The sequence below is a fragment of the Streptomyces sp. NPDC085932 genome (assembly GCF_044540525.1).
GTDB classification, from domain to species: domain Bacteria; phylum Actinomycetota; class Actinomycetes; order Streptomycetales; family Streptomycetaceae; genus Streptomyces; species Streptomyces levis.
The window spans coordinates 1260364-1286890 of sequence record NZ_JBITSJ010000001.1 but is presented as its reverse complement, the minus strand read 5'-3'; the positions used below and the strand labels follow the sequence as shown (position 1 = coordinate 1286890).

Genomic DNA, 26527 nt, shown 5'->3' with positions numbered 1-26527 from the left:
TGTCCGGCCGGTGCGGTGGGGGTACCCCGGGCCGCATGACCGGCATCGAACTGCGCAGTGACGCGTTCAACGACCACTCCTTCATCGCGCGCCGGTACGCGTACGAGGGACCCAACGTCTCTCCGCCGCTGACCTGGAGCGGCGTACCGGACGACGCGGCCGAACTGGTGCTGCTCTGCGAGGATCCCGACGCCCCCTCGGGCACGTTCACGCACTGGGTCGTGGTCGGCATCGACCCGCACAGCGACGGCGTCGAGGCCGGGCACTGCCCACCGGGCGGCACGGAGCTCGTCAACGGCTACGGGCAGCCGGGCTGGGGCGGTCCGCATCCCCCGCCCGGTGACGACGCCCACCACTACTTCTTCCGGCTGTACGCCCTGTCCGAGCCGTGCGTCCTGCCGGGCGCGCCCCGCGCGGACCAGGTGCACGAGGAGGTCGAGAAGCGGCGGCTCGCGGACGGGACGCTGGTGGGCCTCTATCAGCGCTGATCCCTCGGCCCCACAGCCCGGCACCACAACCAGGAGTTGTGGCGCGGGTGCCGCGCGGTTGTTTGCTCCGCAGGTCCGCTCCCGGTTTGGATGGCTCCCGGTCAACGCGGGGTTGTCCACGGGAGCGGGGAGGGCGGGCGGCGGATGGCGCGCGGGCGGTCGCTGGGGCGGCCTTTCGGGTGGCTGTGGGGGGCGTACGCGGTCAGCACGGCCGGGACGTGGCTCGCGTTCGACGCGTTCGCGCTGATCGCCGTCCTGGTGCTGGACGCCGGCCCCGCGCAGGTGGCGCTGCTGGCGGCGGTGGGACCGGCGGTCGGCGCACTGGCGTCGGTGCCGCTCGGGCCGTGGGTGGAGGTCCGCCGCAAACGGCCGGTGATGATCACTACGGACCTGGTCCGCTGTGCGGTGCTGCTCAGCGTCCCGGTGGCGTTCGCCCTCGGGCGGCTGGGCTTCGGGCAGCTGCTGCTGGTGTCGGTGGCCGTCGCGGCGGCCGACATCACGTTCAACGCGGCGGCCGGGGCCTTCCTGAAGGAGCTCGTGCCGGGGCGGGACCTGCTGGTGGCGAACGGGCGGTTCGAGGCGACGTCCTGGACGGCGGCCATGGTCGGGCCGCCGCTGGGCGGGGCGGCGATCGGGCTGCTCGGCCCGGTGACGACGGTGGTGGCCGACGCGGTGAGCTACCTGCTCTCGGCGGCCGGGCTCCGGGCGATCGGCGGCGCCGGGAAACGCCCGGGGCGGCCGGTGGCGCGGCCGGACGCCGGTGGCCTGGCCGCGGGCTGGCGTCACATCCTGGCCGATCCGGGACTGCGCCCGCTGTTCCTCAACACGCTGCTGTTCAACGCCCTGGTCATGGCGGGCACGCCGCCCCTGCTGGTCCTGATGGTCGGCGACCTGCACTTCGCCCCCTGGCAGTACGCCCTCGCGTTCGCGCTTCCCTGCGCCGGCGGCCTGCTCGGGGCCCGGCTGGCCCCGCGGCTCGTCGCGCGGTACGGAGTGCACCGGGTGCTGCGCGTCGCGGGAACCCTGCGCGCCTGCTGGCCGCCGGCCCTGGCCCTCACCGGTCCCGGCGCGTCCGGGCTGGCGCTGGTGATGCTGGCCGAGTTCGGGCTGATCACCTGTTGCGGTGTGTTCAACCCGGTGCTGGCCACTCTCCGGCTGGAGCGGACCCCGGCGGACCGGGTCACCCGCACCCTGTCCGCCTGGTCGGCCACCGGCAAGGCCACGACCGCGGTCGTGACGGCCCTGTGGGGCGTGCTGGCCGGCCTCACCGGCCCGCGTACGGCCCTGGCGCTCGCGGGGTTGCTCCTCCTCGCCACCCCGCTGCTGCTGCCCCGCCGGGACCTCGCCGCCGACACCGGTGCGCGGTCCGCGCCCCGGGCGCCGGAGCCGTACGGCGGCTGAACGGCCGTTCGGCCGCCGTACGGCTCGCGACTCTGACGCCGGGTCAGACGGCCCCGGCCACGTCCTCCGTGACCCCGTTCAGGGGGGAGGCCGGATCGGCGCCGTAGGGGCGGGTGATGATCTCCAGGCCGTGGCCGGCCGGGTCGAGGAAGTAGACGCCCCGGCCGCCGTCGTTGCGGTTGATCCGGCGCGGGTGGTTGCCGTGCGGGTCGGCCTGGATGGGGATCCGGGCCTCGACGAGACGGGCGAGCGCCTCGTCGAACTCGTCCTCGGAGACGAGGAACGCGTAGTGCTGCATGGGGACGTCGGCGTCGATGGTGAGGAAGTCCAGCGTGACGCCGTTGGCGGTCGTCACCGGCAGGAACACTCCGGCCGGTGCCCCGACCTCCAGTCCGAGGATCCTCGCGAGGAAGTGCGCGGACTTCTCCCGGTCACGGGACAGGACGATGGTGTGATTGAACTCGACTGACACGGTCAATGCCTCCACGGGCATCTCCACGGCGCCTCCATGCCTCACCCGGCCGGTGACCGGCACGCGATGCCGCGCCGTGGATCGTAGGCAAGGGCGGGCGCGGCCGTCGAGCGGTTTTCGGCCGTATCGCCACGGCCCCGGCGCGCCCCCGGACCCTCGGGTCCCGGGCGCTCCCGCGCGACCGGCAGCCCCCTGGAGTCCCGGGCGGTCCTGACAATTGTCAGGACCGCGTCGTCCCGGGTCTCCCTACAGTTCTGGACGTCGGCCAACCACCAGGGGGATCTCGACATGTCCACTCGTCTCTTCGCCAAGGCAGCGCTCGTCGGCGCCGGGGCGCTCGCCCTGCTCGGACCGCTCACCGCGGGGACCGCCACCGCGGCCACCGCCGGCGAGCAGGGCGGTGCCCGCGTCCTGGCCGCGCCGTACGCGGTCGTGCCCTACGAAGCCGTCAACGTCCGCCGGGGCCCGGGCACCGGCTACGGCATCATCACCACCGTTCCGGCGGGCCAGCCGCTCGGCGCCTACTGCTGGACCCGCGGCGAGCGCATCAACGACAACGGCTACTCCAACGACGTCTGGGTGAAGCTCCTGGAGGGCTACGTCAGCGCCGTCTACCTCAAGGGCAACGAGTACGGCAACCTGCCGCCCACGGCGAGCTGCTGACCGGACATGACCACGTCCGGCCGCGCGGCACGCACCGCCCACACCGTCAACTCCTAGTCCTACGGGGGACAGACACATGAAGCGACTGATCAGCTGCACCGCCCTCGGCCTCGCCGCGACCGCGCTCGCCGTCGGCGGTCTCGCCACGTCCGCCCAGGCGGCCCCGGCCGTCGCCAACGGCGGCGACCCGACGCTGACGGACGTCTACATCTGGGCCACCGACGTGAACCTGCGTCAGCAGCCCACGACCGACTCGCCGCGTCTCGCCCAGCGTTCGCAGTGGTGGGCGGACGCCGTGTGCCAGACGCAGGGCCAGACCGTGCACGACCCGGCGGTCGGCACCAACAACTGGTGGACCGCCGTCATGGAGTTCTCGGGCAGCGACGTCGCCTGGGTGAACAACCTGTACATCCGGGGCGGCGAGAAGATCGCCGGCGTCCCGGACTGCTGACGCACCGTTCCGTCCACCGGCCCGAGGCCGGTGGACGGGCAGCCCGAAGGGGCGGACCGGAGTGCCGGTCCGTCCCTTCGGCGTGCGTGCCGCTCAGTACCAGCCGGTCTCGGTCAGGTCGTGGCCGTCGCAGGAGAGCACGGCCTTGGAGATGCGGCCGTGCAGGTTGTTGCCCATCATCGTGTAGGCGTAGTTGATGCCGGGGTCGACGGTCTCGGAGACCCAGCCGTCGACGCGTCCCACGCCGTCGTTGGAGCGCTGGAGGACGGCGGCACAGCCGGCCCGGGAGTTCTCGATCCGGGCGAACGAGCCGCACTTGTCGGAGTAGAAGTACTTCAGGGCCATGCCCTCGGCGTACTTGGTGGGCCCGACCTGCCGGAACGTGCCCGAGCAGTAGGTGGTGGTGGGGTACTGCCCCTCGTTCCCGTAGGCCCCGTAGTTGCCGCCCGAGTGGGAAGCGGCCTGCGCGGAGGTCGGCAGGAGCGCCATCACCGCGGCAGCGCCCCCTGCGGCCAGCATGGTCCTGAGGAATCGGCGGCTCATCAGCCCTCTTTCGTGTGGATCGGTGGGTGGGTCCGGTGATGCGGGGACGGCCGGTTGCCCGGCCGGCCGTCGCTCGCCCCGGAGAACGTACGGCCCGTCGGCCCGTCGGTGGCACCTGACACCTATCAGGGTGGACGCCGCAGGTCGCCCGGGGTGCGGGGCCCCTGACATCCGTCAGGACCGTCCGCACGCGCGGGCCCCTACTGTGTCGGCCACGGGGCCGGCGTTTCCGCACGGGCCACCGGCAGACCACCGGCAGACCAGGAAGGGCAACCATGCGCATGCTCCTGCGCGGCGCCGCCGCACTCGCGGCCGTCGTCACGGTCGCGTCGCTCACGAGCGGGGCGGCGGCACAGCCACGGCCGGACGAGGCCGGGGGCACCGCCCGGGCGGCCGCCGCCCAGATCCCGCCGGGCGTCACGGCCGGCGTCGCCGTCTACGACCGCCGCACCGGCACGTTCACCGAACAGGTCAACGACAGCGCGCAGTTCCGGTCCGCCTCGGTCGTGAAGCTGCTGCTGGCCCTGGACTTCCTCTGGGACCGCGGGCCCGACTACGACATCCCCGCGGCCGACCGGGCCCTGCTGGAGCCGATGCTGCGCAGCAGCTACGACGACGCGGCGGACCACTACTGGCTGACGTACGGCGGCTCGGCGATCATCGACCGCATGGCCTCCGCCGAGCGGCTCGGTCTGCGCGACACCGAGGGTCCGCCCGCCGGCTACCCGGGCTACTGGGGCTACACCGCCACCTCGGCCCGGGACACGGTGACGATCTACCGGTACGTCCTGGAGAAGGCGCCCGCACCCGTGCGCACCTTCATCATGGACAACCTGCGGGCCTCCACGCGCTGCGCCTCCGACAAGTTCGACCAGCACTTCGGCATCGCCGGGGCGTTCGACCGCCCGTTGGCGGTGAAGCAGGGCTGGTCCGGGAAGTTCGCGGAGGGCACCTGCGGCCCGCAGGGCGCGGCGGGCACCCTCGCGAGGACGGCCGGTGAGACCGCCCCGCGCGCCGCGGCGGACGTGGACCTCACCCGTCCCGCCCTGCACAGCACCGGAACGGTGGGAGCGGACGACCGGACGATCGTGGCCGTGCTGACCACGCACCCGGTCGGCACCTCGTACGGGAAGGCGTACACCGACATAGGGCGGCTGACCCGCTCGCTGAACGTGCCGGGCGGGGTGCGGCCCTCCGGGACGTGGTTCGGCACCTGGGGCGAGTTCGTGAACGTCCGCAAGGGCCCGTCCACCGGTGGCGACCGGATCACCCAGCTGCCGGCCGGGGTGGAGGTGCTGGTGGGCTGCCAGGTCCGCGGCCAGGTGGTCAGCGTGCCGCCGTACACCAACGAGTGGTGGGCCTACCTGCCCCAGTACAAGGGCTACATCTCCAACATCTACATCAGCTCGCCGGACAACCGGCTGCCGAACGTCCCGGAGTGCGTGTCCTAGCACCCGCGACGGGAACGGGGGACGAGCGGGGGGCGGGGCCGAGGCTCCGCCTCCCGCTCGCGTGCGTGCGGCTCAGCGCTGGTAGTCCGCGAGGTAGCGGAGCACCTTGTCGACGTGCGGCCGGACCCGCTCGGGCACGCCGCCCTCCTCGATGACCGTGCGGTCGCTGGTGCGGTAGCCGGCCGCGACCAGTGCGGGCAGGTCCTTCTTCGGCAGCCCCTCCTCCTTGAAGCGCTGGTCCAGCCAGCACACGTAGCTGCTCATGGTGGAGATCGCGTCCGGCGGCGACAAGTGGTCCTTGTCGCCGTCCTCGTCCCCGTCCACCGCCCAGGCGTTGAACACGCCCGGCGTCCACATGGCGATGCCGTACTCGTCGCTCTCCGGGCGGGAGGCCTTGGGGTCGAAGTTGCTCTCGGCCTTGATCATCGCGGCGAGCAGGGCCGGGGTGATCTCCTCGTCGGTGCAGCGGTGCGCGGCCCCCGTGATGACGGGGCGCAGCGCCGCGGGCACGTCGGAGTCCTCGGGTATCTCCCCGGGCGGAAGGCTGCCGGTGGCGGTCTTCGTGGGGGTCGGTGTGCCGCGGTCGCGGTCCTCGTCGTCCGCGCCGAACAGGGCGACCCCGGCGAGCGCGGCGGCGGTCACGACGACGAGCCCGGCGGCGACGGCCGGCACCAGCCGTCTACGGCGGCGCGCCGGTTCCCCGGTGATCGCCTCGACCCGGTCGGCCACGCTGCGGGCCGTGTGCGGCAGGCGGGCCGTGTGGTCGGGTGCCAGGCAGTCGGCGATCAGCCGCCGCAGGTCCTCGTCGAGACCTGCGTCCAGCCGCAGGGGCGCGGTGCCGCGGGCATAGCTCTGGGCGGCGAGCGAGCGGGCCCGGGCCGTGGCGCCCGGGAAGGGGTGGAGGCCGCCGGTGAGGACCTGGTGGGCGAGCACGCCGAAGGCCCAGATGTCGGCGGTGGGCCGGACGACGGCGCCCTCGGTGCCGGTGCGCTGGGACCACCACTCGGGCGGCAGGTGGTCCAGCGTGCCGAGGGGCGGCAGATGCGCGTGCGTGCCGTCGAGTTCGGCGGCCAGCCCGAAGTCCGCCAGCCACACCTGCCCGTCCTCGCCCAGCAGGACGTTGGCGGGCTTGAGGTCGCCGTGCACCCACCCGGCGGCGTGCATGTGGGCGAGCCCGGCGGCGACGCCGCGCAGGACCCGTGCGGCCCCGTCGATCGGCGCGCCCGTGGCGGCGGTGTCGAGGACGTCCTTGAGGCTGGACTCGGCCCGGTCCATGACGAGCGCGATCGCCCCGTCCAGGGCGGGCAGGTCCGGTGCCTCCACGGTGCACACGGCGTGGGTGCGGACGAGGTGCGGGTGGTCGGCCTCGGCGCTGAAGCGGACCTCGCGGGCGACGAGTTCGCCGAGCGCGGCACGCTGCCCGGGGCCCAGCGAACCGGTCGGCAGCACCTTCACCGCGACGGGCGTGCCGTCGGCGACCGTACGGGCCTCGTGGACGGTTCCCCAGCCGCCGGAGCCGATGACCGCGCCCACTTCCCAGCCCTCGATGCGGAAGCCCTCCGGCAGGCGTGGCCGGGGCGCCGCCAGGTCGTCCTCGTGGGTGTCGCGTCCGGAGGTCACGCCCCGGCCTCCTGGGGAGTGAGGCGGCCGGCGTTGCGCGGCGGCAGCAGGGCGAGGTGCTCTTCGCGGACCAGCCCGAAGCGCAGGGCGACGGAGGCGAGCCGGGTGCGCTTGGCACCGGTCGCGGTGTCCTCGCCGAGGTCGAGGCGGAGCTTGGCGAAGGCGAGGTAGTCGATGTGGTAGTTGACGGCGGAGCGGGTCAGGTCCCGGCAGGACTCCAGCGGCCGCAGCCGCTCCACGATCTGCCCGACGCCGGGCAGCGCCGAGTCGGAGGGATCGCGCAGCCGGGGTTCGCACAGGGCCACCAGGACGAGGAAGTACTTCGAGGTGGGGTCCAGGGCGAAGGGGTGGACGGTCTGTTCGCCGCCCCCGGGCACCGAGTTCTCGCCGAGGTAGGCGTGCTGGGGCGCGAACACCTTGAACGTGGCGGTGCCGGACAGCGCCGGGAGCACCACGCGGGAGAACTCGAAGGGCACGGGCGCCCCGAGCCGCCCCGGCGCGACGGTGAGGTACTCGCCGGCGCCCTCCAGGTTCTCCACGACGTACGACACACTGCGGCTGAAGTTGGACAGCCGCCAGTAGTCCCCGGCCGCTTCCAGTTGCCCGGCCCGGCGCGAGATGCCGGGGTCGGTCAGGACGATGCGCACCCCGGTCCCGCCGCGGCCGAAGTCCGCGACGTCCCCCGGCCCGAGGTGGATCAGTTCGGGACTGCCCGCTTCGTCCTCGCCCCACTGCGACGGACCGGGCAACTGCACGATGATGGTTTCCACGCGGACTCCCCCGCTGATGACGCCCCCGATTTGGTCGCGAGGATTGTACGGGCGTATTCCGCTTCCCGCGCAGGCGGCGCGGCCCGGTTCGGACCGCCGGTTCCGGACACCGCGCGGCGCGCACGAACGCGCGCCCCGGCCGACCGGGTGATTTCCCCGGTTTCCCTCAACTCGCTTCCGTGTACAGCGAGTTGAGAATCGGTCTCGTCATGCGGGCACAGGCGCGGGGCCCACCGGGACGTCGGCGCCGGCTCCCGCCGCGGGCTCAGCCCAGGCAGATGACGAGGAGGCACAGCTCCTTGGAATCCGGGTCGGACGGCGGTGTCGCGGGTGAGGCGGGGCTCGTCGCGGGCGGGTCGCTCGCCGGGGGTGCCGGCTGCTGGGCGTCAGCGCCGCCGGCCGGTGGCGCCGCCGGCTCGGTGGCGCCCGATCCGGAGGAGCCGGAGGAGCCCGGGGAACCGGTGGCCGTGTCGGCGGCGCCCGGGACGGTGGTCCGGCGCGGCGGTGTCGTCAGCGGCAGTTCACGCGGCGACGCGGCCGCGTCCGTCCGGGTCCGCACCGGCGTGGTGCGGGGATCGGCGGCCCGGGACTGCTGGTGGCGCGAGGCGCGGTCGGTGTGCGGCGGGGCGGTGGCCGAGGAGCGCGGGGTGGCGTTCTGGTCGGCCGTCGGTTCGCTGTACGCGGGCGCCTCCCCCGTGGCGCCGCCCATGGGGGTGTCCTCCGGCGTGGTGGCCGCCTGCACGCCGGGCGTGGCGTTGCCGTTCACCGCGGCGACGGTCAGGCCGCCGCCGACGAGCGCGACGGCGGTGGCGACGACGGCCCGGCGCTGGTTCTTCTTCCAGCGGGCCATCTGGCGCCGCCGGGCGGCCCGCCCCTGCGGGCGGGCGGCGTAGCCGTCGGGCAGTTCGGTGTCCGGGACGTCACTGCCGTCGTCCGGGCCGGCCCCGGCGGCCTGTCGGCGGTCGCCCTCGGCGCCCGGGAGGTCCCACGGGCCTGCCGGGTTCCCGTCCCACACGGTCGAGTCGTGCCACGTGCCGCCGACGGCCGGGTGCGCCTGGCCGGCCGTTCCGCCCGCGGCCGTGTTGGTCGCGGGGGCCCGGCCGGTGCGGCCGTCGCCGGCGGTCGGGTCGATGTCCGGGGCGTAGGCGCCGCACCCCGGGCAGACCAAGGCGCCGTTGAGGTGCCGACGGCACGAGGAGCAGTAGTCCATGTGTGGTCTTCCCGATCTGGCTGTTCCGGCGGCTCGCCGGCCGCGGCCTGGTCACGTTCGCACGTGGGATCGAGCCGTAACGCTAACGAGACTTTGAACGGTCCGTGTGCAGCCTGTGTGTCACCCCTGCGCAGATCCTCTGGATCTCCCGTGTGGTGCGGGTGACCGGTGAGTAGCACGGCGGGCATGTGGGCATCCTCGGGCACCCGGCGACGGCGCTCGCGCCGCGCGCACATCAACTGACTTGTTTTCACCGGGAGATGGCACACAACCCTTTGCGCCTCCGGCGGGTCACACCATGCAGGAGCAACCACCTCGAAGAGTTGCAAGGGGGAAATATGAGATTCGCCCGTTCCGTCCTCGCCACGTCCGCCGTGGCGGCGCTGTCCCTGGGGACCATGACCGCCCTGGCCGCGCCGGCCTCCGCCGCACCCAACACCACGCCGCAGAAGGTCTGCGGCAGCGGCTACAAGACGGTCAACTCGGCGGCCGTCGGCTCGCTGGGGACGGTCTACCTGACCTACAACTCCTCCAACGGCCAGAACTGCGTCGCCACCATCCGCAACAACCCGGGCACGGCCGTGAACATGTCCGCCTGGATCTACGTGCCGGACACCGAGGAGAGCCACTACGACGAGGGCCTGTTCACGTCGTACGCCGGGCCGACCTACGTCTACGGCAAGGGCCACTGCGTCGACTGGGGCGGCAGCATCGCCAACACCTACGTGCAGGTGTACGGCTCCAACTGCGGCGCCCTGAAGGAGCACCGGGTGACCTTCACCCGCTGATCCCCCCTCCGGCCGGCCACCACGGACCCCACGTCCGTGGTGGCCCGGTCACGTCCGGGCCGAGCGGTGGGACGGGGTCAGGCCCAGGCCGTCACGGGCACGAAGGAGCTGTCCTGGCGGAACAGGTCCGTGCCGTTCGAGCGCTCCACGCGCAGCTGGTAGGCATAGTGGCGCAGATAGTGGCCGGGGTGGTTGTACGACTCGAAGCGGACGGAGCCCGGCACCGTTCCGGCGCGCAGGAAGAACGTGGCGTCCTCGGCGAAGGTGCGCGTGCCGTCGTTCGCGTCGAAGCGTGCGCGAAAGCCCCAGTGGCGCAGGTGGTTGCCGGCGGCGTCGCGGAAGGAGCAGCCGCTGCCGTCGGCGAGACCTGCGACGACCCTGAAGGTGGCAGCCTGTTTCTCGGCCGTGGTGCTGGAACCGCTCACCACCGGCAGGTCCAGCAGCGAGGACCGTTGCTGCCAGTGGCGGGTCGGGTGGTTCGCCGAGCGGAAGGAGCGGGTGACGTTCCGCGCCAGGCTCGGTCCGCCCGTGACGGTCTCCTTGACGACCGTGAAGTGCCGGGCCGTGCCGGAGAGGGCGGGCAGCGCGGCCGGTGCCGTCCAGGTGGCGAAGGTGTCGCGGCTGTCGCTGTAGTAGTAGGTCCCGTCGCCGTAGCCGTCGAAGAAGATGCGCCAGGCGCCGTTGTCGAGCCGGACCAGCGCGGGCCCCTCGCGGTAGCTGCCCCAGCCGGCCCAGTCGCCGGTCCGGCGGATCGTGTAGGGGCCGGCGAGGTTCGAGGCGGTGGCGTACTCGATGTACTTCGTCGTCTCGTTCTTCGGGAAGGCGTGGTACGTCGAGCCGATCCGCACGATGAACGTGTCGATGTGGTTGGCGCCGATGCCGGCCAGCGCGACGGGTGAACTCCACGCCGTGAGGGCCGAGTTCGTGGCGCGCAGCAGATACGGGGTGAAGTTCCACTCGTCGTCCGTGGTGGAGCAGGACACGATGACGTGCACGCTTGCGTCGTCGTCGACGAACCACTCGGGCGCCCATGCCCGGGAGAGGTTGGCCACGGGCACGGTGTGGTCGTACAGGAAGGTCCAGTCGACGCGGTCGGCGCTGCGGGCGAAGCCGATGGTCGTGCTGGTGTCCTGCCAGGTGCGGGTGGTGTAGGTGGCGTAGTACTGGCCGTCGGTGTGCCGGATGACGCTCGCGTCCCTGATCCGGCCCGCCGGCGGGGTGTAGGCGGAGGAGCGCAGCAGCCGGAAGTCGGTGGCGTCGTCGGACTGGTAGACGTCGACGGTGCCGTCGTCGCTGTCGAGGAACGGCACGATCGTGTAGCGCGTCGCCGAGCCGTTCGGGGGCGCCGCGGCCAGGGCGTCGCCGAGCAGCCCGGGCGCTTCGCCCAGCAGCACCGCCGAGGCGGGCACGGCGGCCAGGGCGCGCAGCAGCGTACGGCGGGACGGGGCGGCGGGGTGAGGGGTCACGGGCGGCTCTCCCTTGAGCAACCAGGGTTCGACATGTCGAACGGAGTTCGGCACGCCGATCAGCGAGTGGGGGCTCAGAGCGTAGGGGCGGGACCGGCGGCCGTCCATGGTTTGAACAGGAGCGGATGAGCCCAGTGAGGAGGATGTGGCCCGTGGGTGAACGTCCACTCCCGGCGGTGGCGTTCCCCCACCGGCCACCGGACGTTACCGTTCGGTAGAGAAGCTGCTTCCGGAGGTGTCCGTATGACGCTCGACCGTGCCGCAGGCCTGGCGGAGACCGCCCGCGCGCTCGCCGCCGGGGAGGTGACGTCCCGGGAGCTGGTCGAGCGCACCCTGGCGCGCATCGAGGCGACCCAGGAGCATCTCAACGCCTTCCGGATCGTGCGGACCCGGGCGGCACTCGCGGAGGCCGAGGCGGCCGACCGGGACCTGGCAGCGGGCGTCCGCAAGCCGCTGCTCGGCGTGCCCGTGGCGGTGAAGGACGACATGGACGTGGCCGGCGAGCCGACCGCGTTCGGCTGCTGCGGGGACTTCCCGCCCGTCCCGGAGGACGGCGAGGCCGTACGGCGGCTGCGCGCGGCGGGTGCGGTGATCGTGGGCAAGACCAACACCTGCGAGTTCGGGCAGTGGCCCTTCACCGAGGGACCCGCCTTCGGCGCGACGCGCAACCCGTGGAGCGCGGACCACACGCCCGGCGGCTCCTCCGGCGGCTCGGCGGCCGCCGTCGCCGCCGGCCTGGTGCCCGCCGCGCTCGGCTCGGACGGCGCGGGCTCGGTGCGGATCCCGGCCGCGTGGACCCACCTGGTCGGCATCAAGCCGCAGCGCGGCCGCATCTCCACCTGGCCGCGCGGCGAGTCCTTCCAGGGCATCACCGTCAACGGCACCCTCGCCCGCTCGGTCGCCGACGCGGCCCTGCTGCTGGACGCGGCGAGCGGCAACCACGCCGAGGACCCGCACCGGCCCCCGACCCTCGACGTGTCCGCGGCCGTCGGCCGCGACCCCGGGCGGCTGCGCATCGCGCTCTCCCTCAAGCCGCCGTTCACAGCGGTGCCCGCGCGTCTGCTGCCGGAGGTCCGCTCCCGGGTCGTGGCACTCGCCGAGCACCTCGCCGCCGCGGGACACCGGGTCGAGGAGGCCGACCCGCCCTACGGGCAGATCGGGCTGACCTTCATTCCGCGTGCGACGGCCGGGATCGCCGAGCGGGTGGGCGAGGCGCCCTTCCCGGCGCTGCTGGACCGGCGCACCAGGGACGCGGCCCGGCTGGGCAGGCTCCTGGGCGGCGCCCCGCTGCGGGCGGCCCGGCGGGCGGAGGCCGTGCTGCACCGGCGCATCGGCGCGTTCTTCACCTCCTACGACGTCGTCCTCGCGCCCACGACCGCCGCTCCCCCGCCCCGCATCGGCGCCCTGCTGGAACTCAGCGGGTTCGCCACCGACCGGGCGATGATCGCCGCCTGCCCGTACGCCTGGCCGTGGAACGTGCTGGGCTGGCCGGGGGTCAACGTGCCCGCCGGTTTCACGCCGGACGGCCTGCCCGTGGGAGCGCAGTTGCTCGGCCCGGCGCACAGCGAACCGCTCCTGGTGCAGGTGGCCGCGCAGCTGGAGGCGGAGCTGCGCTGGTCCGAGAAGTGGCCGTCGCCGCCGGTCACGGCCCGTTCCGCCGCCGCCTGAGGGGCCGCGGGCCGCGGCGGACCCCCGACGCGCGGTCGGCCGGAGACCGGCGGAGGACCCGTGACCCGTCGGGCAGCGTCCCCCGGGCAGCCCCTAGGGTGCCCTCGTGACCGCGTTTACCGATGGATACGTCCCGGGCCGCCACGGCCGCTCCGCCACCGTCCAGGCCGATCCGCGCGAGGTGGGCCGGGTGCGCACGGAGTACTCGCCGGCCCATGACGGCGATCCCGACCCGGGCGAGATCGTCTGGACGTGGGTGCCGTTCGAGGAGAACGACGGGCGGGGCAAGGACCGCCCGGTGCTCGTCGTCGCCCGCGAGCCCGCCGGGACGTTCCTCGCCGTGCAGTTGTCGAGCAAGCGGCACGACGGCGACCGGGAGTGGGTGCCGATCGGCAGCGGCCCCTGGGACCGGTCGGGCCGGGACTCGTGGGTGGACGTCGACCGGGTCCTGCGTCTGCACGAGGACGGCATGCGCCGGGAGGCCTGCGCACTGGACCGCATGCGCTTCAACGCGGTCAGACGCCGACTGCAGGAACGCTACGGCTGGAGCTGAGCGCCCGCGCCGCGGCCCGGGCCGGGCCGGGTCCACGAGCGAAGGCGAACACGTGGCCGAAGGCGAAGGCCCGCCGAGGGCGAACACCTCCTCGAAGGCGAGCGCTTCGTCGATGACGAGCGCCTCGTCGAAGGCGAACGCCTCGTGAAGGCGAGCGCCTCGTCCGACCTGGTCCCGGGAGCCGGAAAGGCCTTCCGGACCGGGTCCTGGTCCCGCCAAGCGTGCGCGTCACCCGGGCGGCCGGTACCGGACCGGCTCCCGCCCGCCGATCGGCGTGCCCTCGCCCTCCGCCCGCAGCCGCGCGGTCACGGCGCCACCCCCGTGCGCGCCGTGACCGCGCGCCGCGCGGCCCGACTTGTCGTGCTCACGTGGACATCGTGATCGATGCGAAACGGCGCCGCAACGGGGTTTCCGCGGCCGGAAAACACCCGGGTAAAGGGCCGGGAAACGCCGGCGCGACAAGGATTACCAACCCGGAACGTCCCGCTTCGCCCCCTTGTGCCGAGCGGCTCGCATCGTCTTGGGTGGGACGAGTGATCCCGGCCCGGGCCGCCGAAGAGCCCGGACCGGTGGCATGGTGGAATCTCAGGAGGATCCCGACATGTCCGATTCGATTGGTGGCTGTACCCGGCCACGCACGTCATTGTCCGAAGCCGAGGTCGAGGCCCTGGTACGCGGCATCTGCTTCAAGACCGGCCCGCCGCGCCGCCTCGGGGTCGAGGTGGAATGGCTCGTCCACGAGTTGCGCGCACCGCAGCTCCCCGTCACACCCGAACGACTCGAAGCGGCCTATGCCGCACTGCGGACCCTGCCCCTGAGGTCGGCGCTCACCGTGGAGCCCGGCGGCCAGCTGGAGCTGAGCTCGCCCCCCGCCGCCTCCCTGACGGACGTCGTCCGCACCGTCTCCGCCGACTTGGACGCCGTCCGCGCGGTCCTGCGCGAGGACGGTCTCGCCCTCGTCGGCCTCGGCCACGATCCCTGGCACGAACCCCGCCGGTTCCTGCGCGAGCCGCGCTACGACGCCATGGAGACCTGTCTGGACCGCTCCGGTCCGGCCGGCCGCGCGATGATGTGCACCTCCGCCTCCGTGCAGGTGTGCCTGGACGCCGGCCACGAGGAACCCGGCCCCCTCGGCCACGTGCGGCGCTGGTGGCTCGCCCACCACCTGGGCGCGGTCCTGGTGGCGGTGTTCGCCAACTCCCCGCTCGCCGCGCACCGGCCGACCGGCTGGCTGTCCACGCGGCAACTGCTGTGGACCAGGATCGGCGCCGGACGGGCGGGCGGACCGCCGCTGGACGCCGACCCGCGCGGCGCCTGGGCCCGGCACGTGCTGGACGCCCCCGTGATGTGCGTACGCCACGACGGCGCGCCCTGGGACGTCCCGGAGAACCTCACCTTCCGGGAGTGGATCCGCACCGGTGCGCCCCGGCCGCCCACCCGCGCGGACCTCGACTACCACGTCACCACGCTGTTCCCGCCGGTCAGGCCGCGCGGTCACCTGGAACTGCGCATGATCGACGCGCAGCCCGGCGACGACGGCTGGATCGTGCCGCTGGCGGTGACGGCGGCGCTGTTCGACGACCCGGAGGCCGCCGAGACCGCCTACCGGGCCGTGAAGCCGCTGGCGGAGCGGACGCTGGGGCTGCCCGCGCCGCACAACCCGCTGTGGCTCGACGCGGCCCGCTCCGGGCTGGCCGACGCGGAACTGCGCGAGGTGGCCGTCACGTGCTTCACGACCGCGCTGGACGCCCTGCCCCGGCTCGGCGCCGCTCCCGAGGTCGTCGAGGCCGTCACGGCCTACCTGGACCGCCATGTCGTCCTGGGCCGCTGCCCCGCCGACGACCTGCTCGACCGACGGCGCGGCACGGACGGTCGCGCCCACGAGAAGGACTACCGCCCATGACCGAGCTCTCCCCCGCCGTCGCCCCCGGCTCCGCCGGTGCGGTCGACCCCGAGGCGCTGCGTGAGCGCGCGGTCGCCTCGCTGGTCCTCGCCCGCGACCGCACCACGCTGCTGACCAGCTGTGTGGAAGAGCCCGACCTCACCGCACAGCACTCGCCCCTGATGTCGCCGCTGGTGTGGGACCTCGCCCACATCGGCAACCAGGAGGAGCAGTGGCTGCTGCGGGCCGTCGCCGGGCAGGAGGCGATACGGCCCGAGATAGACAGCCTCTACGACGCCTTCGAGCACCCGCGCGCCGAGCGGCCGAAACTGCCCCTGCTGGCCCCCGCGGAGGCCCGCGCCTACGCGGCCGACGTACGCGCCCGGGCGCTGGACGTACTGGAGCGGGCCGCCTTCCACGGCACGCGGCTGACCGAGGCCGGTTTCGCCTTCGGGATGATCGCCCAGCACGAACAGCAGCACGACGAGACCATGCTGATCACCCATCAGCTGCGGACCGGCCCTGCGGCGCTGACCGCCCCGGACCCGCATCCGGTGGCGCTGTTCACCGGCCCGGCCGAAGTCCTGGTGCCGGGCGGCCCGTTCACGATGGGCACCTCCGACGAGCCGTGGGCCCTGGACAACGAACGCCCCGCGCACCGGCGCGAGGTGGCGCCGTTCTTCATCGACACCACGCCGGTGACCAACGCCGCCTTCCAGGCGTTCATCGAGGACGGCGGGTACACCAACCCGCGCTGGTGGGCGCCGGAAGGCTGGGCGCACATCCGCGCACACGACATCGGCGCCCCGCTGTTCTGGCGGCGGGACGGCAAGCAGTGGCTGCGGCGCCGCTTCGGCGTCACGGAGGTCGTCCCGGCCCACGAGCCCGTGGTGCACGTGAGCTGGTACGAGGCCGACGCCTACGCCCGCTGGGCCGGACGCCGACTGCCCACCGAGGCCGAGTGGGAGAAGGCCGCCCGCCACGACCCGGCCGGTGACCGCTCCACGCGCTATCCGTGGGGCGACGCCGACCCCGGCCCCGAGCACGCCAACCTCGGCCAGCGGCATCTGCGCCCGGCCCCCGCCGGCAGCTACCCGGCCGGCGAGTCGCCCCTCGGGGTGCGGCAGTTGATCGGCGACGTGTGGGAGTGGACGGCGAGCGACTTCCTGCCCTACCCGGGATTCCGCGCGTTCCCGTACAAGGAGTACTCGCAGGTCTTCTTCGGCCCCGAGCACAAGGTGCTGCGCGGCGGTTCGTTCGCCGTGGACGCGGTGGCCTGCCGGGGCACCTTCCGCAACTGGGACTACCCGATCCGGCGGCAGATCTTCTCCGGGTTCCGCACGGCCCGCTCGCAGGAGGCCTGATGTGCCGTCATGTGGCGTACGTGGGGCCCGAGGAGCCGCTGGGCCGGTTCCTGGTGGAGCCCCCGCACGGGCTGTACCGGCAGTCGTGGGCACCCCGGCACCAGCGCTACGGCACGGTCAACGCCGACGGCTTCGGCGTGGGCTGGTACGCGCACGGCGACCCGGTGCCGGCCCGCTACCGGCGGGCCGGGCCCATCTGGGCGGACCTGTCGTTCGCCGACCTCGCCCGGGTCGTACGGTCCACCGCGCTGCTCGCCGCGGTGCGCGACGCCACGATGCCCGGAGCGGACCAGGAGGCCGCCGCCGCTCCCTTCGGCACCGGAGCCTGGCTGTTCAGCCACAACGGCGCGGTCGCGGGCTGGCCCGGCTCCCTGGCCGCCCTCTCCCGGACGCTGCCGCCCGAGGATCTGCTCTCGCTGGAGGCCCGCAACGACTCGGCGCTCGTCTGGGCGCTGGTCCTGGCGCGGCTGCGCGGCGGTGACGAGGAGGGCCAGGCACTGGCCGACACGGTACTGGAGGTCGCGGCGGCGGCCCCCGCCTCCCGCCTCAACCTGCTGCTCACCAACGGCGACACGATCACCGCCACCGCCTGGGGCGACACCCTGTGGTACCTCACCCGGCCCGGCGGCGGCACCGTCGTGGCCTCCGAGCCCTACGACGACGACCCGCACTGGCAGCAGGTCCCCGACCGCACACTCCTCGCGGCCAGCCGCACCGACGTGCTGCTCACCCCGCTGAAGGAGCCGGCCGAGGCCTGCACGCCGTCCCGAAGGAGTCCCGTCACGTGAGTCCGTTCCACCTCACCCGCACCCTGCCCGAGGACGCCACCGGCGCCGCCCTGCGCGCCGACGTCCACCGCGGCCTGACCGGCCGCCCCAAGACGCTGCCGCCCAAGTGGTTCTACGACGCCCACGGCAGCGACCTGTTCGAGAAGATCACCGAACTGCCCGAGTACTACCCGACACGCGCCGAACGGGAGATCCTGATGGCCCGGTCCGGCGACATCGCCGCGGCGGCCCGGGCCCGCACCCTGGTGGAGCTGGGCTCCGGCTCCTCCGAGAAGACGCGGCACCTGCTGGACGCCCTGACGGACCTGCGCACGTACGTCCCGGTCGACGTCAGCGGGAGCGCCCTCACCCAGGCCGGGCAGGCGCTCGCCGCCGAGCGGCCGGGGCTGGACGTGCACGCGCTGATCGCCGACTTCACGGCGCAGCTCACGCTGCCGGACACGCCGGGGCCCCGGCTGGTGGCGTTCCTCGGCGGCACGATCGGCAACCTGCTGCCCGCCGAACGCGCCGCGTTCCTGGCCGCCGTACGGGCCCTGCTCGCCCCCGGTGACGCCCTGCTGCTCGGCACGGACCTGGTCAAGGACGAGGAGGTCCTGGTCCGCGCCTACGACGACGCGGCCGGGGTGACGGCCGCGTTCAACAAGAACGTGCTGACCGTGATCAACCGCGAGCTCGGCGCCGACTTCGAGCCCGGCGCGTTCGACCACGTGGCCCTGTGGGACGCCGAGCACGAGTGGATCGAGATGCGGCTGCGCTCCCGTACGGCGCAGACGGTGAAGGTGCCGGCGCTCGACCTGGCCGTGGACTTCGCTGCCGGGGAGGAGATGCGCACCGAGGTGTCGGCGAAGTTCCGGCAGGCGGGTGTGCGCGCCGAACTGTCCGCGGCGGGGCTGGAGCTGTCCCACTGGTGGACGGACGCCGCCGGCCGGTTCGCACTGTCGCTGAGCGTGGCGCGCTGACACCGGCCGGCCCTGGACGGCGGCGCGGCGGGGGCGACGTCTCGCGCTTCGCCGCCGGGTGGGGCACGGTGGAGTGACGCGTGGCACCCCCGTCACTCGAAGAGGAGCAACGGCATGTCGAACCACACCTACCGGGTCACGGAGATCGTCGGCACCTCCCCCGACGGCGTCGACCAGGCCATCCGCAACGGCATCGAGCGGGCCTCGCAGACCCTGCGCAACCTGGACTGGTTCGAGGTGACACAGGTGCGCGGCCAGTTGGAGGAGGGGCGGGTCGCGCACTGGCAGGTGGGGCTCAAGGTGGGCTTCCGGCTGGAGGGGTCCGAGTAGGGGGCGGGAAGCGCGGGCCGGGCCGCCGGACCCCGGAGGGGCGGGCGGACCGGGCGGCGGCGCAGACGCCGGCCGGTCGCCTCGCCGCCCCGGCTCTCAGGTGCGTCCTTCGCGCTCCTGAGCCGCCTTCATCTCCGCCGACCGGTCCGCCCAGTCGGCCCGCACGACCGTGAAGCCCGCGCGCCGGGCCTCCGCGCAGACCAGTTCGTCGTCGTCCACGAGGACGCGCACCTCACGCGTGCGGGCGAGCCGCTTGAGGATCTCCAGCTTGGTGAACCGGGCGGGGCGGCGGTCGGCGTCCCGCCGCATGTACACCCGGCCCTCGGGCAGTCCCTGGGCCGCCAGCCAGTCCAGCGTGTCGCGCCGGCAACGCTCGGGCCGTCCGGTGAGGTAGACGATCTCGCACTCCCGGGCGCTCTCCTCGACCAGCGCGATGCCCTCGGGGAGCGGCCCGTCCTGCGGCGCGGCCGCGAAGAACCCGTCCCAGTCCTTCGGCCGGCGCTCCAGGAACCGCTGCCGGTGCGCGGTGTCGGCGAGGGTGTTGTCCAGGTCGAAGACGGCCAGCGGGGCCTTGCTGCGATCGTCGCTCACGCCACCCACCCTAGGCCCCCGGCCGCGGTGCCCGCCCGCTGTCGTCCGCCGTCGACGTCGATGGCGGGTTTCGGCCAGCCTGCCCGGAGACAGGCTCCGGGCCGCTCATGGACCGGGCTTCTCCCGCAGGCCGCCGCACGCTCTCCCGTTCCTCGAAGGGGCGGGAACGAGCCATGCGCACACGGCCCTTGATCCGTACTGTTGATGGCTCAAGCACGGCACTGACATACTCCGCTTCCAGCCTCGCCACCACCCGTGGCCGGGGCTGGCCGGGGATCTCCGACCGAGCCCCAGGCCGTACCCGTGTTTCCGGGCAGCGAGTTCTCCCGGTTGCACGAACCCCCCACGAAGCCCGCACCCCCACAGTCTGTCCGGCGTCCCTCCACCCTGCGCGCAAGCCGGGCGCGACACCGACTCGACGGGGTCGAGTGCGGGGCACGAAGCAGCGAAGAAGGTGCGCCTGTGCCCGAATTCCCACCGCGGCGGGACGATCATCCCCCCTTCCCGTTCCCGCACATCGAGCAGACTCCGCCGTCCCGGATATCCGACCATCCGGAATTTCACTCCCTGCGCCGCGCGCAGCGCCGGTTCGGCATCCGGGCGACGATCGTGTCGGCCGGCGGATTCCTGCTGTACGTACTGCTGTCGAGTTTCGTCCCCGCGGTGATGAACCAACCCCTGTTCGGCCGTCTCACGGTCGGACTCACCCTCGGCCTGGGGCAGTTCGCCGTCATGGGCGTGACCGCCTGGTGCCACGCCCGGCACCTGCGCACCCGGGTCGATCCCCTCGCCCGCGGCCTGCGCTCCCGTCTGCAGCACGAGAACGCGAGCCGGGCCCGCTCCGCCGCGCGGACCGACGGGTCCGGCCGCCCCCTCCAGCCGGGCACCGGGGGGTTCCGCACGTGGTGAGCGCCGCCGCCATCGACGACCGCAGCCTGCAGCTGACGTTCGTGCTGTTCCTGACCGTGGTCGTGATCACCCTCTTCACGGCCCTGCTGACGGCCCCGCAGCGCGACGAGATCAGCGAGTTCTACCTCGGCAACCGCACCATGTCGCCGCTGCGCAACGGCCTGGCCATGTGCGGCGACTACCTCTCGGCGGCGACCCTGCTGGGCAGCACCGGACTCGTCGCCCTGACCGGGTACGACGGCCTGATGTACCTCGGCGGCACGACCGTCGCATGGATGATGGTGCTGCTGCTGATCGCCGAACCCCTGCACCGCACGGGCAGGTTCACGCTCGGCGACACGGTCGCGCTGCGCCTGCCCCGGCGGCAGCGGCCGGTCCGGGTCGCCCTGTCCGTGTGCATCCTGGCCATCGCCACGCTCTACCTGGTGGCGCAACTGGTGGGCAGCGTCGCGCTGCTGACGCAGTTCACGGGAGTGCCGAGCGGCACCACCCGCACCCTGTGCGTGGTCGTGATCGGCACCTTCGTGATCCTGTACGCCTCACTCGGCGGCATGCCCGGCGCGACGGTGATCCAGATCATCAAGGCCGTGATGCTGGTGGTGGGCGTGCTGTTCACCGCGGGCTGGGTGCTGCACCACTTCCACTGGAACCCGAACGCCCTGCTGGAGAGGGCGGCCGAGCGCAGCGGATCCGGACCGGCCTTCCTCGAACCCGGTCTGCGCTACGGCGGCACGGTCAGCAACAAGCTGGACTTCCTCAGCCTGGAACTGGCCATCGTCCTCGGCCTCGCCGCCCTCCCGCACGTGCTGATGCGCCTGCTCGCCCCGCGCAGGAGCGGCGTGCTGCGCGCCTCCGTGCTGTGGGCCGTCGGCCTGGTCGGCGCGGTCTGCTTCGGCGCCGGCATCCTCGGCCTCGGCGCCACCGCGCTGCTCGGCCGGGAGACCCTCGTGAGCACCGACCGCACCGGCAACTCGGCCGTCCTGCTGCTCGCCCACGAGCTCGGCGGCAGCGTCCTCACCGCGCTGCTGACCTGCCTGGCGTATCTGACCCTGCTGGCCGTGGCGGTCGGCCTCACCCTGGCCGCGGCCTCGTCCCTGGCGCACGACCTGTACAGCGAGGTGATCCGCAAGGGCCGCGCGACCGAGACGGAGGAACTGACCGTGGCCCGGCTGTCCGGGGCGGTCATCGGGATCCTCGGGATCCTGCTCGCCCTCGTCGCCTGGGGCGCCAACACCGCCACGCTCGCGTTCCTGGCCTTCGCCATCGCCGCGTCCGCGATCCTGCCGACGATCGTCTACACCCTGTTCTGGCGCCGCTTCTCCGCCCGTGGCGCCCTGCTCAGCCTCTACGGCGGTCTGCTCTGCTCCGTCCTGCTGGCGGCGTTCTCCCCGGTGGTCTCCTCCACCCCGGGCTCGTTCTACCCGGACGCGGACTTCGCGTGGTTCCCGCTGCAGAACCCGGGCATCGTCTCCATCCCCGCCGGCTTCCTGCTGGGCTGGCTCGGCACCGTGCTCGACAAGGGTCCGGCGGAGGAGCCGGGTACGCGCGAGCGGTTCGAGGTGCGGATGCTCGTGGGCGCCGACGACTGACACCGTCCGTGGGCGGTGACCGGGCGGCTCCGGGGACGCATTGTTAATGGGATCCATTTTCATGTAGCGTCCTCGGTGCCGTCCACCGAGGAGGAGTCCCATGGCCGTCCCCAAGCGGAAGATGTCCCGCAGCAACACCCGTCACCGCCGCGCCCAGTGGAAGGCGGCCACGCCGGCGCTGGTGCCCGTCACCGTCGACGGCGTCCGCCACCTCGTGCCGCAGCACCTGGTCCGGGCCTACGAGCGGGGCCTGCTACGCCCTGACGGCTGAACGCTCGGCCGCCGGGTAGAAGTGCGCCCGCACCCGGAGCAGCCAGGCCTCCACGGGAGCCTCGTCCGGCTCGTCCGGCAGCACCGTGGGGCCCGCCGAGAAGGCTTCCTCGTACCGCTGGAGCAGCGGTCGCGCGGCCGACGGGTCGGCGGCGACGCGCTCCCCGAAGGCGTGGTACTCCTCCGGGTCCTCGACGCGGAGCGTGAGGCGCCCGGCGGTGTACAGCTCCAGGCCCTGCGTGCACAGCCGCTTCAGGTGCCGGGCGTGCTTGGCGGTGCGTTTGCGGGTGTCCGCGGAGAAGGAGCCGTCGCCCCGGCTCTCCAGCCGGCGGAACTGCTGTGTGGCGTACCCGAGATAGGCGTCCCGCACGCGCCGGGCGGACAGGAACGCGGTCCGTATGCCGATCAGCTCGTCGCCGAGCGGGGTCCGCACCTCGTACAGCTCGTCCGGGAGCCACACCAGCTCCATCGCCGTCGGATTGCCGCCCAGCGCCAGCCGGCACCACTTGGCCGCCTCGTGCAGGGTGCGGTCCGGCGCCGTGCTGACGTGTGACTCCTTGGGCCGGTGCAGGCCGTGCAGCCGGGCCGTGGGCGCCGCGAACAGGCCGAGACGGTCGATGTCGGAACCCTCGCGGGCGAGGCCGTACGCGGTCGATCCGACGATGCCGCAGAGCAGGACGTTGGGGACGGTCACGGTCGGCCGCCTTTCGCTTCCGGGTACCGGACATTGTCCTGACGTGCGAGGACACGGTCACCCGGTTTTCCGGGCGGTGCCCGCCGTGCGGCGGATCGCGGGCGGCGGCGGAATACCGGCGGCCCCGCGCGACGTCAGACCACGTATGGAACCCGTGCGTCTGTCCGTCCTCGACCGCTCCCGCACCCGGGAGGGGCACACCCACCCCGAGGCGCTGCGTGACACGGTGCGGCTGGCGCGGGAGCTGGAAGGGCTCGGGTACCACCGGCTCTGGGTGTCGGAGCACCACGGCGTCCCCGGGGTCGCCGGTTCGGCGCCGACCGTGCTGGCGGCGGCGGTCGCCGCCGCGACCCGCACGATCCGGGTCGGCACGGGCGGGGTGATGCTGCCCAACCACCGGCCCCTGGTCGTGGCCGAGCAGTTCGGCGTGCTGGAGTCGCTGTTCCCCGGGCGGATCGACATGGGCCTCGGCCGCTCCGTCGGCTTCACGGACGGGGTCCGCAAGGCCCTGGGCCGCGACAAGGGAGACGCCGAGGACTTCGAGGCCCAGCTGCGCGAGCTGCTGGGCTGGTTCCGGGGCGGCTCCCCCACCGGGGTGCGCGCCCGCCCGGCCGAGGGGCTGACGGTGCCGCCGTTCGTCCTGGCCCTGGGCGAGGGCGCCGGCATCGCGGCCCGCCTCGGCCTGCCCCTGGTGATCGGCGACCTCCGCGACCGCGACCGGATGCGACGCGGCATCGACCACTACCGCCGGCACTTCCGCCCCTCGGCCTGGGCGCCCGAACCGTACGTCGTCGTCTCCGGCACGGTCGCCGTCGCCGCCACCCCCGAGGAGGCCCGGCGGCTGCTGATCCCCGAGGCCTGGTCGATGGCGCACTCCCGCACCCACGGCACCTTCCCTCCCCTGCCGCCCGCCGAGCGTGTCGAGGCACTCACCCTCACCGGCAAGGAGCGCGACCTCTACGAGGCCGGGCTCGCCGGGCACATCGCGGGCACCGAGGAGCAGGTCGCGCACGACCTGGAGACGCTGCTGAAGGAGACCGGGGCGCAGGAGGTCCTGGTCACCACCAGCACCTACGACCGCGAGGCCCTGCTGGACTCCTACCGGCGGCTGGCCGCGATCGCCTCGGGCGGGACGATCACCTCCGGTTAGAGTCGTCTCCCATGCGCGACCCCCATCACGCCGGCCCCCCTGACACCCACGACCCGTACGTCCGGGTCCGGGGAGCCCGCGAGCACAACCTGCGCGGCGTCGACGTCGACGTCCCGCGCGACGCCCTTGCCGTGTTCACCGGCGTGTCCGGCTCGGGGAAGTCCTCCCTGGCGTTCGGCACGATCTACGCCGAGGCGCAGCGGCGCTACTTCGAGTCGGTGGCGCCGTACGCGCGCCGGCTGATCCACCAGGTCGGCGCGCCGAAGGTCGGGGAGATCACCGGGCTGCCGCCGGCCGTCTCGCTCCAGCAGCGCCGTGCGGCACCCACCTCGCGCTCCTCGGTCGGCACGGTCACCAACCTCTCCAACTCCCTGCGCATGCTGTTCTCCCGGGCCGGAACCCATCCGCCCGGGGCCGGGCGGCTCGACTCCGACGCCTTCTCGCCCAACACGGCGGCCGGGGCGTGCCCGGAGTGCCACGGGCTCGGCCGGGTGCACCGGACGACCGAGGACTCGCTGGTCCCCGACCCCTCGCTGTCGATCCGCGAGGGCGCGATCGCCGCCTGGCCGGGCGCCTGGCAGGGCAAGAACCTGCGGGACATCCTGGACGCGCTCGGGTACGACGTGGACCGGCCGTGGCGGGAGCTGCCCGCCGAACAGCGCGAGTGGATCCTGTTCACGGACGAGCAGCCCGTGGTCACCGTGCACCCGGTGCGGGACGCCGACCGCATCCAGCGGCCCTACCAGGGCACCTACACCAGCGCGCGGCGCCATGTGCTGAAGACCTTCTCGGACTCCAAGAGCCCCGCCCTGCGGGCGAAGGCCGAGCGGTTCCTCACCAGCGCCCCCTGCCCGGCCTGCGGCGGCAGCCGACTGCGGCCCGAGGCCCTCGCGGTGACCTTCGGCGGGCGGACCATCGCCGAGCTGGCCGCCCTGCCGCTGGCGGAGCTGGCCGGCCGGCTGGACGCACCGTCGGAGGCGGCCCGGGTCCTGACCGACGACCTCAGGTCCCGGATCGCACCGGTCGTGGAGCTGGGCCTCGGCTATCTCAGCCTCGACCGCGCGACCCCCACCCTCTCCGCGGGCGAGCTGCAGCGCCTGCGCCTGGCCACCCAGCTGCGCTCCGGCCTGTTCGGCGTGGTCTACGTCCTGGACGAGCCGTCGGCCGGGCTGCACCCGGCGGACACCGAGGCGCTGCTGACCGTGCTGGAGCGGCTCAAGCGCGCCGGCAACTCGGTGTTCGTGGTGGAGCACCACCTGGACGTCATGCGCGCTGCCGACTGGCTGGTGGACGTGGGTCCGCTGGCGGGCGAGCACGGCGGGCGCGTGCTGCACAGCGGACCGGTGGCCGCCCTGGCCGGCGTCGAGGAGTCGGCGACGGCCCGCTACCTCTTCGGCCGCTCCCCCGCCCCCGGCCGGGAGGTCCGCGCCCCCCGGGACTGGCTGAAGACCGGCCCGGTCACCCGGCACAACCTGCGCGGGGTGACCGCCGCGTTCCCGCTCGGCGCGTTCACCGCCGTCACCGGTGTGTCCGGCTCCGGCAAGTCCACCCTCATCGGCGAGATCACCGAGGAGACCCCGGGGGTGGGGCGGCTGGTCTCGGTCGACCAGAAGCCCATCGGCCGCACCCCGCGCTCCAACCTCGCCACCTACACCGGCCTGTTCGACGTCGTGCGCAAGGTGTTCGCGGCGACCGACGGCGCGCGGGAACGCGGCTTCGGCGTCGGCCGGTTCTCCTTCAACGTGGCAGGGGGGCGGTGCGAGACCTGCCAGGGCGAGGGGTTCGTCAGCGTGGAGCTGCTGTTCCTGCCGAGCACGTACGCGCCCTGCCCGGACTGCGGCGGGGCCCGCTACAACGCCGGGACGCTGGAGGTGACGTACCGAGGGCTGACCATCGCGCAGGTGCTGGACCTGACGGTGGAGGCCGCGGCGGAGTTCTTCGCGGACACCCCGGCCGTGGCGCGCAGCCTCGGCACCCTGCTCGACGTGGGCCTGGGCTATCTGCGACTGGGCCAGCCCGCGACGGAGCTGTCGGGCGGCGAGGCGCAGCGCATCAAGCTGGCGAGCGAACTGCAGCGCGCCCGGCGCGGCCACACGCTCTACCTCCTGGACGAGCCCACGACCGGCCTGCACCCGGCCGACGTCGACGTCCTCATGCGCCAGTTGCACGGCCTGGTCGACGCCGGGCACACGGTGATCGTCGTCGAGCACGACATGGCCGTCGTGGCGGGCGCCGACTGGGTCGTCGACCTCGGCCCGGGCGGCGGCGACGCGGGCGGCCGGATCGTGGCGGCGGGACCGCCCGCCGCGGTGGCGCGCTCGGCGGAGAGCCGGACGGCGCCCTGTCTGACGCGCGCGCTGTCCGGGAACCGCTGAGGCGGGCCTCGCCGGAGGAGGCGGGCGCCCGCGGCCAGGGTGCCGCCGGACGGCACACCGCCGCGGCCACCGGCCCACGCGG

Annotated in this window: 26 protein-coding genes; 18 read left to right on the top strand and 8 right to left on the bottom strand. The window is 73.8% G+C overall.

The window, feature by feature from the left end; genetic code table 11:
• The first annotated feature begins 35 nt into the window (after positions 1-35).
• Both ACIGAQ_RS05280 and ACIGAQ_RS05275 read left to right on the top strand, forming a co-directional pair.
• Entirely contained in the window at positions 36-488 is a 453-nt protein-coding gene (locus ACIGAQ_RS05280; RefSeq protein ID WP_362284838.1) for a YbhB/YbcL family Raf kinase inhibitor-like protein, read from the top strand.
• A gap of 144 nt (positions 489-632) precedes the next feature.
• On the top strand, positions 633-1889 hold the full coding sequence (locus ACIGAQ_RS05275; RefSeq protein ID WP_399779282.1) for an MFS transporter: 1257 nt from the start codon (positions 633-635) through the stop codon (positions 1887-1889).
• A 43-nt stretch (positions 1890-1932) separates the two neighbouring features.
• Here the strand turns inward: ACIGAQ_RS05275 and ACIGAQ_RS05270 are convergent, their stop codons facing one another.
• Complete coding sequence (locus ACIGAQ_RS05270) at positions 1933-2361, bottom strand: VOC family protein (RefSeq protein ID WP_311684460.1); 429 nt, start codon at positions 2359-2361, stop codon at positions 1933-1935.
• Positions 2362-2649: 288 nt separating this feature from the next.
• On the opposite strand from ACIGAQ_RS05270, the gene ACIGAQ_RS05265 reads away from it, so the two are divergent.
• Together ACIGAQ_RS05265 and ACIGAQ_RS05260 are read left to right on the top strand one after the other, a co-directional pair.
• Positions 2650-3024: an SH3 domain-containing protein gene (locus ACIGAQ_RS05265; protein ID WP_399779280.1), complete on the top strand. Its 375-nt coding sequence runs from the start codon at positions 2650-2652 to the stop codon at positions 3022-3024.
• Between the two features lie 76 nt (positions 3025-3100).
• Positions 3101-3475, top strand: a complete 375-nt coding sequence (locus tag ACIGAQ_RS05260; protein ID WP_311684455.1) for a peptidase M23 — start codon at positions 3101-3103, stop codon at positions 3473-3475.
• Between the two features lie 93 nt (positions 3476-3568).
• On the opposite strand, the gene ACIGAQ_RS05255 is transcribed toward ACIGAQ_RS05260, so the two are convergent.
• Positions 3569-4018: a hypothetical protein gene (locus ACIGAQ_RS05255; RefSeq protein ID WP_399779277.1), complete on the bottom strand. Its 450-nt coding sequence runs from the start codon at positions 4016-4018 to the stop codon at positions 3569-3571.
• Between the two features lie 275 nt (positions 4019-4293).
• Here ACIGAQ_RS05255 and ACIGAQ_RS05250 point away from each other — a divergent pair, with 275 nt between their 5' ends.
• The gene (locus ACIGAQ_RS05250; protein WP_399779275.1) at positions 4294-5469 is read left to right on the top strand and encodes a hypothetical protein; all 1176 of its coding nucleotides are present in this window, start codon (positions 4294-4296) and stop codon (positions 5467-5469) included.
• 72 nt (positions 5470-5541) lie between these two features.
• Here ACIGAQ_RS05250 and ACIGAQ_RS05245 read toward each other — a convergent pair whose 3' ends face one another.
• The 3 genes from ACIGAQ_RS05245 to ACIGAQ_RS05235 all read right to left on the bottom strand — a co-directional run bounded on the left by ACIGAQ_RS05245 (position 5542) and on the right by ACIGAQ_RS05235 (position 9069).
• On the bottom strand, positions 5542-7089 hold the full coding sequence (locus tag ACIGAQ_RS05245) for a protein kinase (protein WP_399779274.1): 1548 nt from the start codon (positions 7087-7089) through the stop codon (positions 5542-5544).
• The gene (locus ACIGAQ_RS05240; protein ID WP_311684448.1) at positions 7086-7859 is read right to left on the bottom strand and encodes a serine/threonine protein kinase; all 774 of its coding nucleotides are present in this window, start codon (positions 7857-7859) and stop codon (positions 7086-7088) included. The genes ACIGAQ_RS05245 and ACIGAQ_RS05240 overlap by 4 nt, the downstream gene beginning before the upstream one ends.
• A gap of 265 nt (positions 7860-8124) precedes the next feature.
• Entirely contained in the window at positions 8125-9069 is a 945-nt protein-coding gene (locus tag ACIGAQ_RS05235) for a hypothetical protein (RefSeq protein WP_399779271.1), read from the bottom strand.
• A gap of 338 nt (positions 9070-9407) precedes the next feature.
• Between ACIGAQ_RS05235 and ACIGAQ_RS05230 the strand changes: the two genes are divergently transcribed.
• Entirely contained in the window at positions 9408-9857 is a 450-nt protein-coding gene (locus ACIGAQ_RS05230) for a spore-associated protein (RefSeq protein WP_362284854.1), read from the top strand.
• 77 nt (positions 9858-9934) lie between these two features.
• On the opposite strand, the gene ACIGAQ_RS05225 is transcribed toward ACIGAQ_RS05230, so the two are convergent.
• Positions 9935-11323 carry a glycoside hydrolase family 43 protein gene (locus ACIGAQ_RS05225; protein ID WP_362284857.1) on the bottom strand — a complete coding sequence of 463 codons (1389 nt, stop codon included), beginning with the start codon at positions 11321-11323 and terminating at the stop codon, positions 9935-9937.
• Between the two features lie 243 nt (positions 11324-11566).
• On the opposite strand from ACIGAQ_RS05225, the gene ACIGAQ_RS05220 reads away from it, so the two are divergent.
• The 7 genes from ACIGAQ_RS05220 (at position 11567) to ACIGAQ_RS05190 (ending at position 18867) form a co-directional block, all read left to right on the top strand.
• Entirely contained in the window at positions 11567-12991 is a 1425-nt protein-coding gene (locus tag ACIGAQ_RS05220; protein ID WP_399779269.1) for an amidase, read from the top strand.
• A gap of 106 nt (positions 12992-13097) precedes the next feature.
• Positions 13098-13544 carry a type II toxin-antitoxin system PemK/MazF family toxin gene (locus ACIGAQ_RS05215; protein WP_311684437.1) on the top strand — a complete coding sequence of 149 codons (447 nt, stop codon included), beginning with the start codon at positions 13098-13100 and terminating at the stop codon, positions 13542-13544.
• A 601-nt stretch (positions 13545-14145) separates the two neighbouring features.
• On the top strand, positions 14146-15447 hold the full coding sequence (gene egtA, locus ACIGAQ_RS05210) for an ergothioneine biosynthesis glutamate--cysteine ligase EgtA (RefSeq protein ID WP_399779266.1): 1302 nt from the start codon (positions 14146-14148) through the stop codon (positions 15445-15447).
• Complete coding sequence (gene egtB, locus ACIGAQ_RS05205; protein ID WP_399779264.1) at positions 15444-16790, top strand: ergothioneine biosynthesis protein EgtB; 1347 nt, start codon at positions 15444-15446, stop codon at positions 16788-16790. Before egtA ends, egtB begins: the two co-directional genes overlap by 4 nt.
• Positions 16790-17578 carry an ergothioneine biosynthesis protein EgtC gene (gene egtC, locus ACIGAQ_RS05200; RefSeq protein WP_311684431.1) on the top strand — a complete coding sequence of 263 codons (789 nt, stop codon included), beginning with the start codon at positions 16790-16792 and terminating at the stop codon, positions 17576-17578. Before egtB ends, egtC begins: the two co-directional genes overlap by 1 nt.
• The gene (egtD, locus tag ACIGAQ_RS05195; protein ID WP_399779261.1) at positions 17575-18537 is read left to right on the top strand and encodes an L-histidine N(alpha)-methyltransferase; all 963 of its coding nucleotides are present in this window, start codon (positions 17575-17577) and stop codon (positions 18535-18537) included. The genes egtC and egtD overlap by 4 nt, the downstream gene beginning before the upstream one ends.
• Before the next feature lie 114 nt (positions 18538-18651).
• A complete protein-coding gene (locus ACIGAQ_RS05190; RefSeq protein ID WP_311684427.1) occupies positions 18652-18867 on the top strand; it encodes a dodecin in 216 nt (71 codons plus the stop codon).
• A 96-nt stretch (positions 18868-18963) separates the two neighbouring features.
• Here ACIGAQ_RS05190 and ACIGAQ_RS05185 read toward each other — a convergent pair whose 3' ends face one another.
• Positions 18964-19458, bottom strand: coding sequence for a hypothetical protein (locus ACIGAQ_RS05185; protein WP_399779259.1), 495 nt, complete (start codon positions 19456-19458; stop codon positions 18964-18966).
• Positions 19459-19920: 462 nt separating this feature from the next.
• On the opposite strand from ACIGAQ_RS05185, the gene ACIGAQ_RS05180 reads away from it, so the two are divergent.
• The 3 genes from ACIGAQ_RS05180 to rpmF all read left to right on the top strand — a co-directional run bounded on the left by ACIGAQ_RS05180 (position 19921) and on the right by rpmF (position 22227).
• Positions 19921-20367 (top strand): DUF485 domain-containing protein, encoded by a 447-nt coding sequence (locus ACIGAQ_RS05180; RefSeq protein WP_399779257.1) that lies wholly within the window; start codon positions 19921-19923, stop codon positions 20365-20367.
• The gene (locus tag ACIGAQ_RS05175; protein WP_399779255.1) at positions 20361-21956 is read left to right on the top strand and encodes a cation acetate symporter; all 1596 of its coding nucleotides are present in this window, start codon (positions 20361-20363) and stop codon (positions 21954-21956) included. Before ACIGAQ_RS05180 ends, ACIGAQ_RS05175 begins: the two co-directional genes overlap by 7 nt.
• Before the next feature lie 100 nt (positions 21957-22056).
• On the top strand, positions 22057-22227 hold the full coding sequence (rpmF, locus tag ACIGAQ_RS05170) for a 50S ribosomal protein L32 (protein ID WP_094053308.1): 171 nt from the start codon (positions 22057-22059) through the stop codon (positions 22225-22227).
• Here the strand turns inward: rpmF and ACIGAQ_RS05165 are convergent.
• Positions 22210-22920, bottom strand: coding sequence for a DNA polymerase beta superfamily protein (locus ACIGAQ_RS05165; protein ID WP_399779253.1), 711 nt, complete (start codon positions 22918-22920; stop codon positions 22210-22212). The genes rpmF and ACIGAQ_RS05165 overlap by 18 nt on opposite strands.
• Positions 22921-23065: 145 nt before the next feature.
• On the opposite strand from ACIGAQ_RS05165, the gene ACIGAQ_RS05160 reads away from it, so the two are divergent.
• A complete protein-coding gene (locus tag ACIGAQ_RS05160; protein ID WP_399779251.1) occupies positions 23066-24070 on the top strand; it encodes an LLM class flavin-dependent oxidoreductase in 1005 nt (334 codons plus the stop codon).
• An 11-nt stretch (positions 24071-24081) separates the two neighbouring features.
• Positions 24082-26445: an ATP-binding cassette domain-containing protein gene (locus ACIGAQ_RS05155; RefSeq protein ID WP_399779249.1), complete on the top strand. Its 2364-nt coding sequence runs from the start codon at positions 24082-24084 to the stop codon at positions 26443-26445.
• Positions 26446-26527 lie beyond the last annotated feature (82 nt).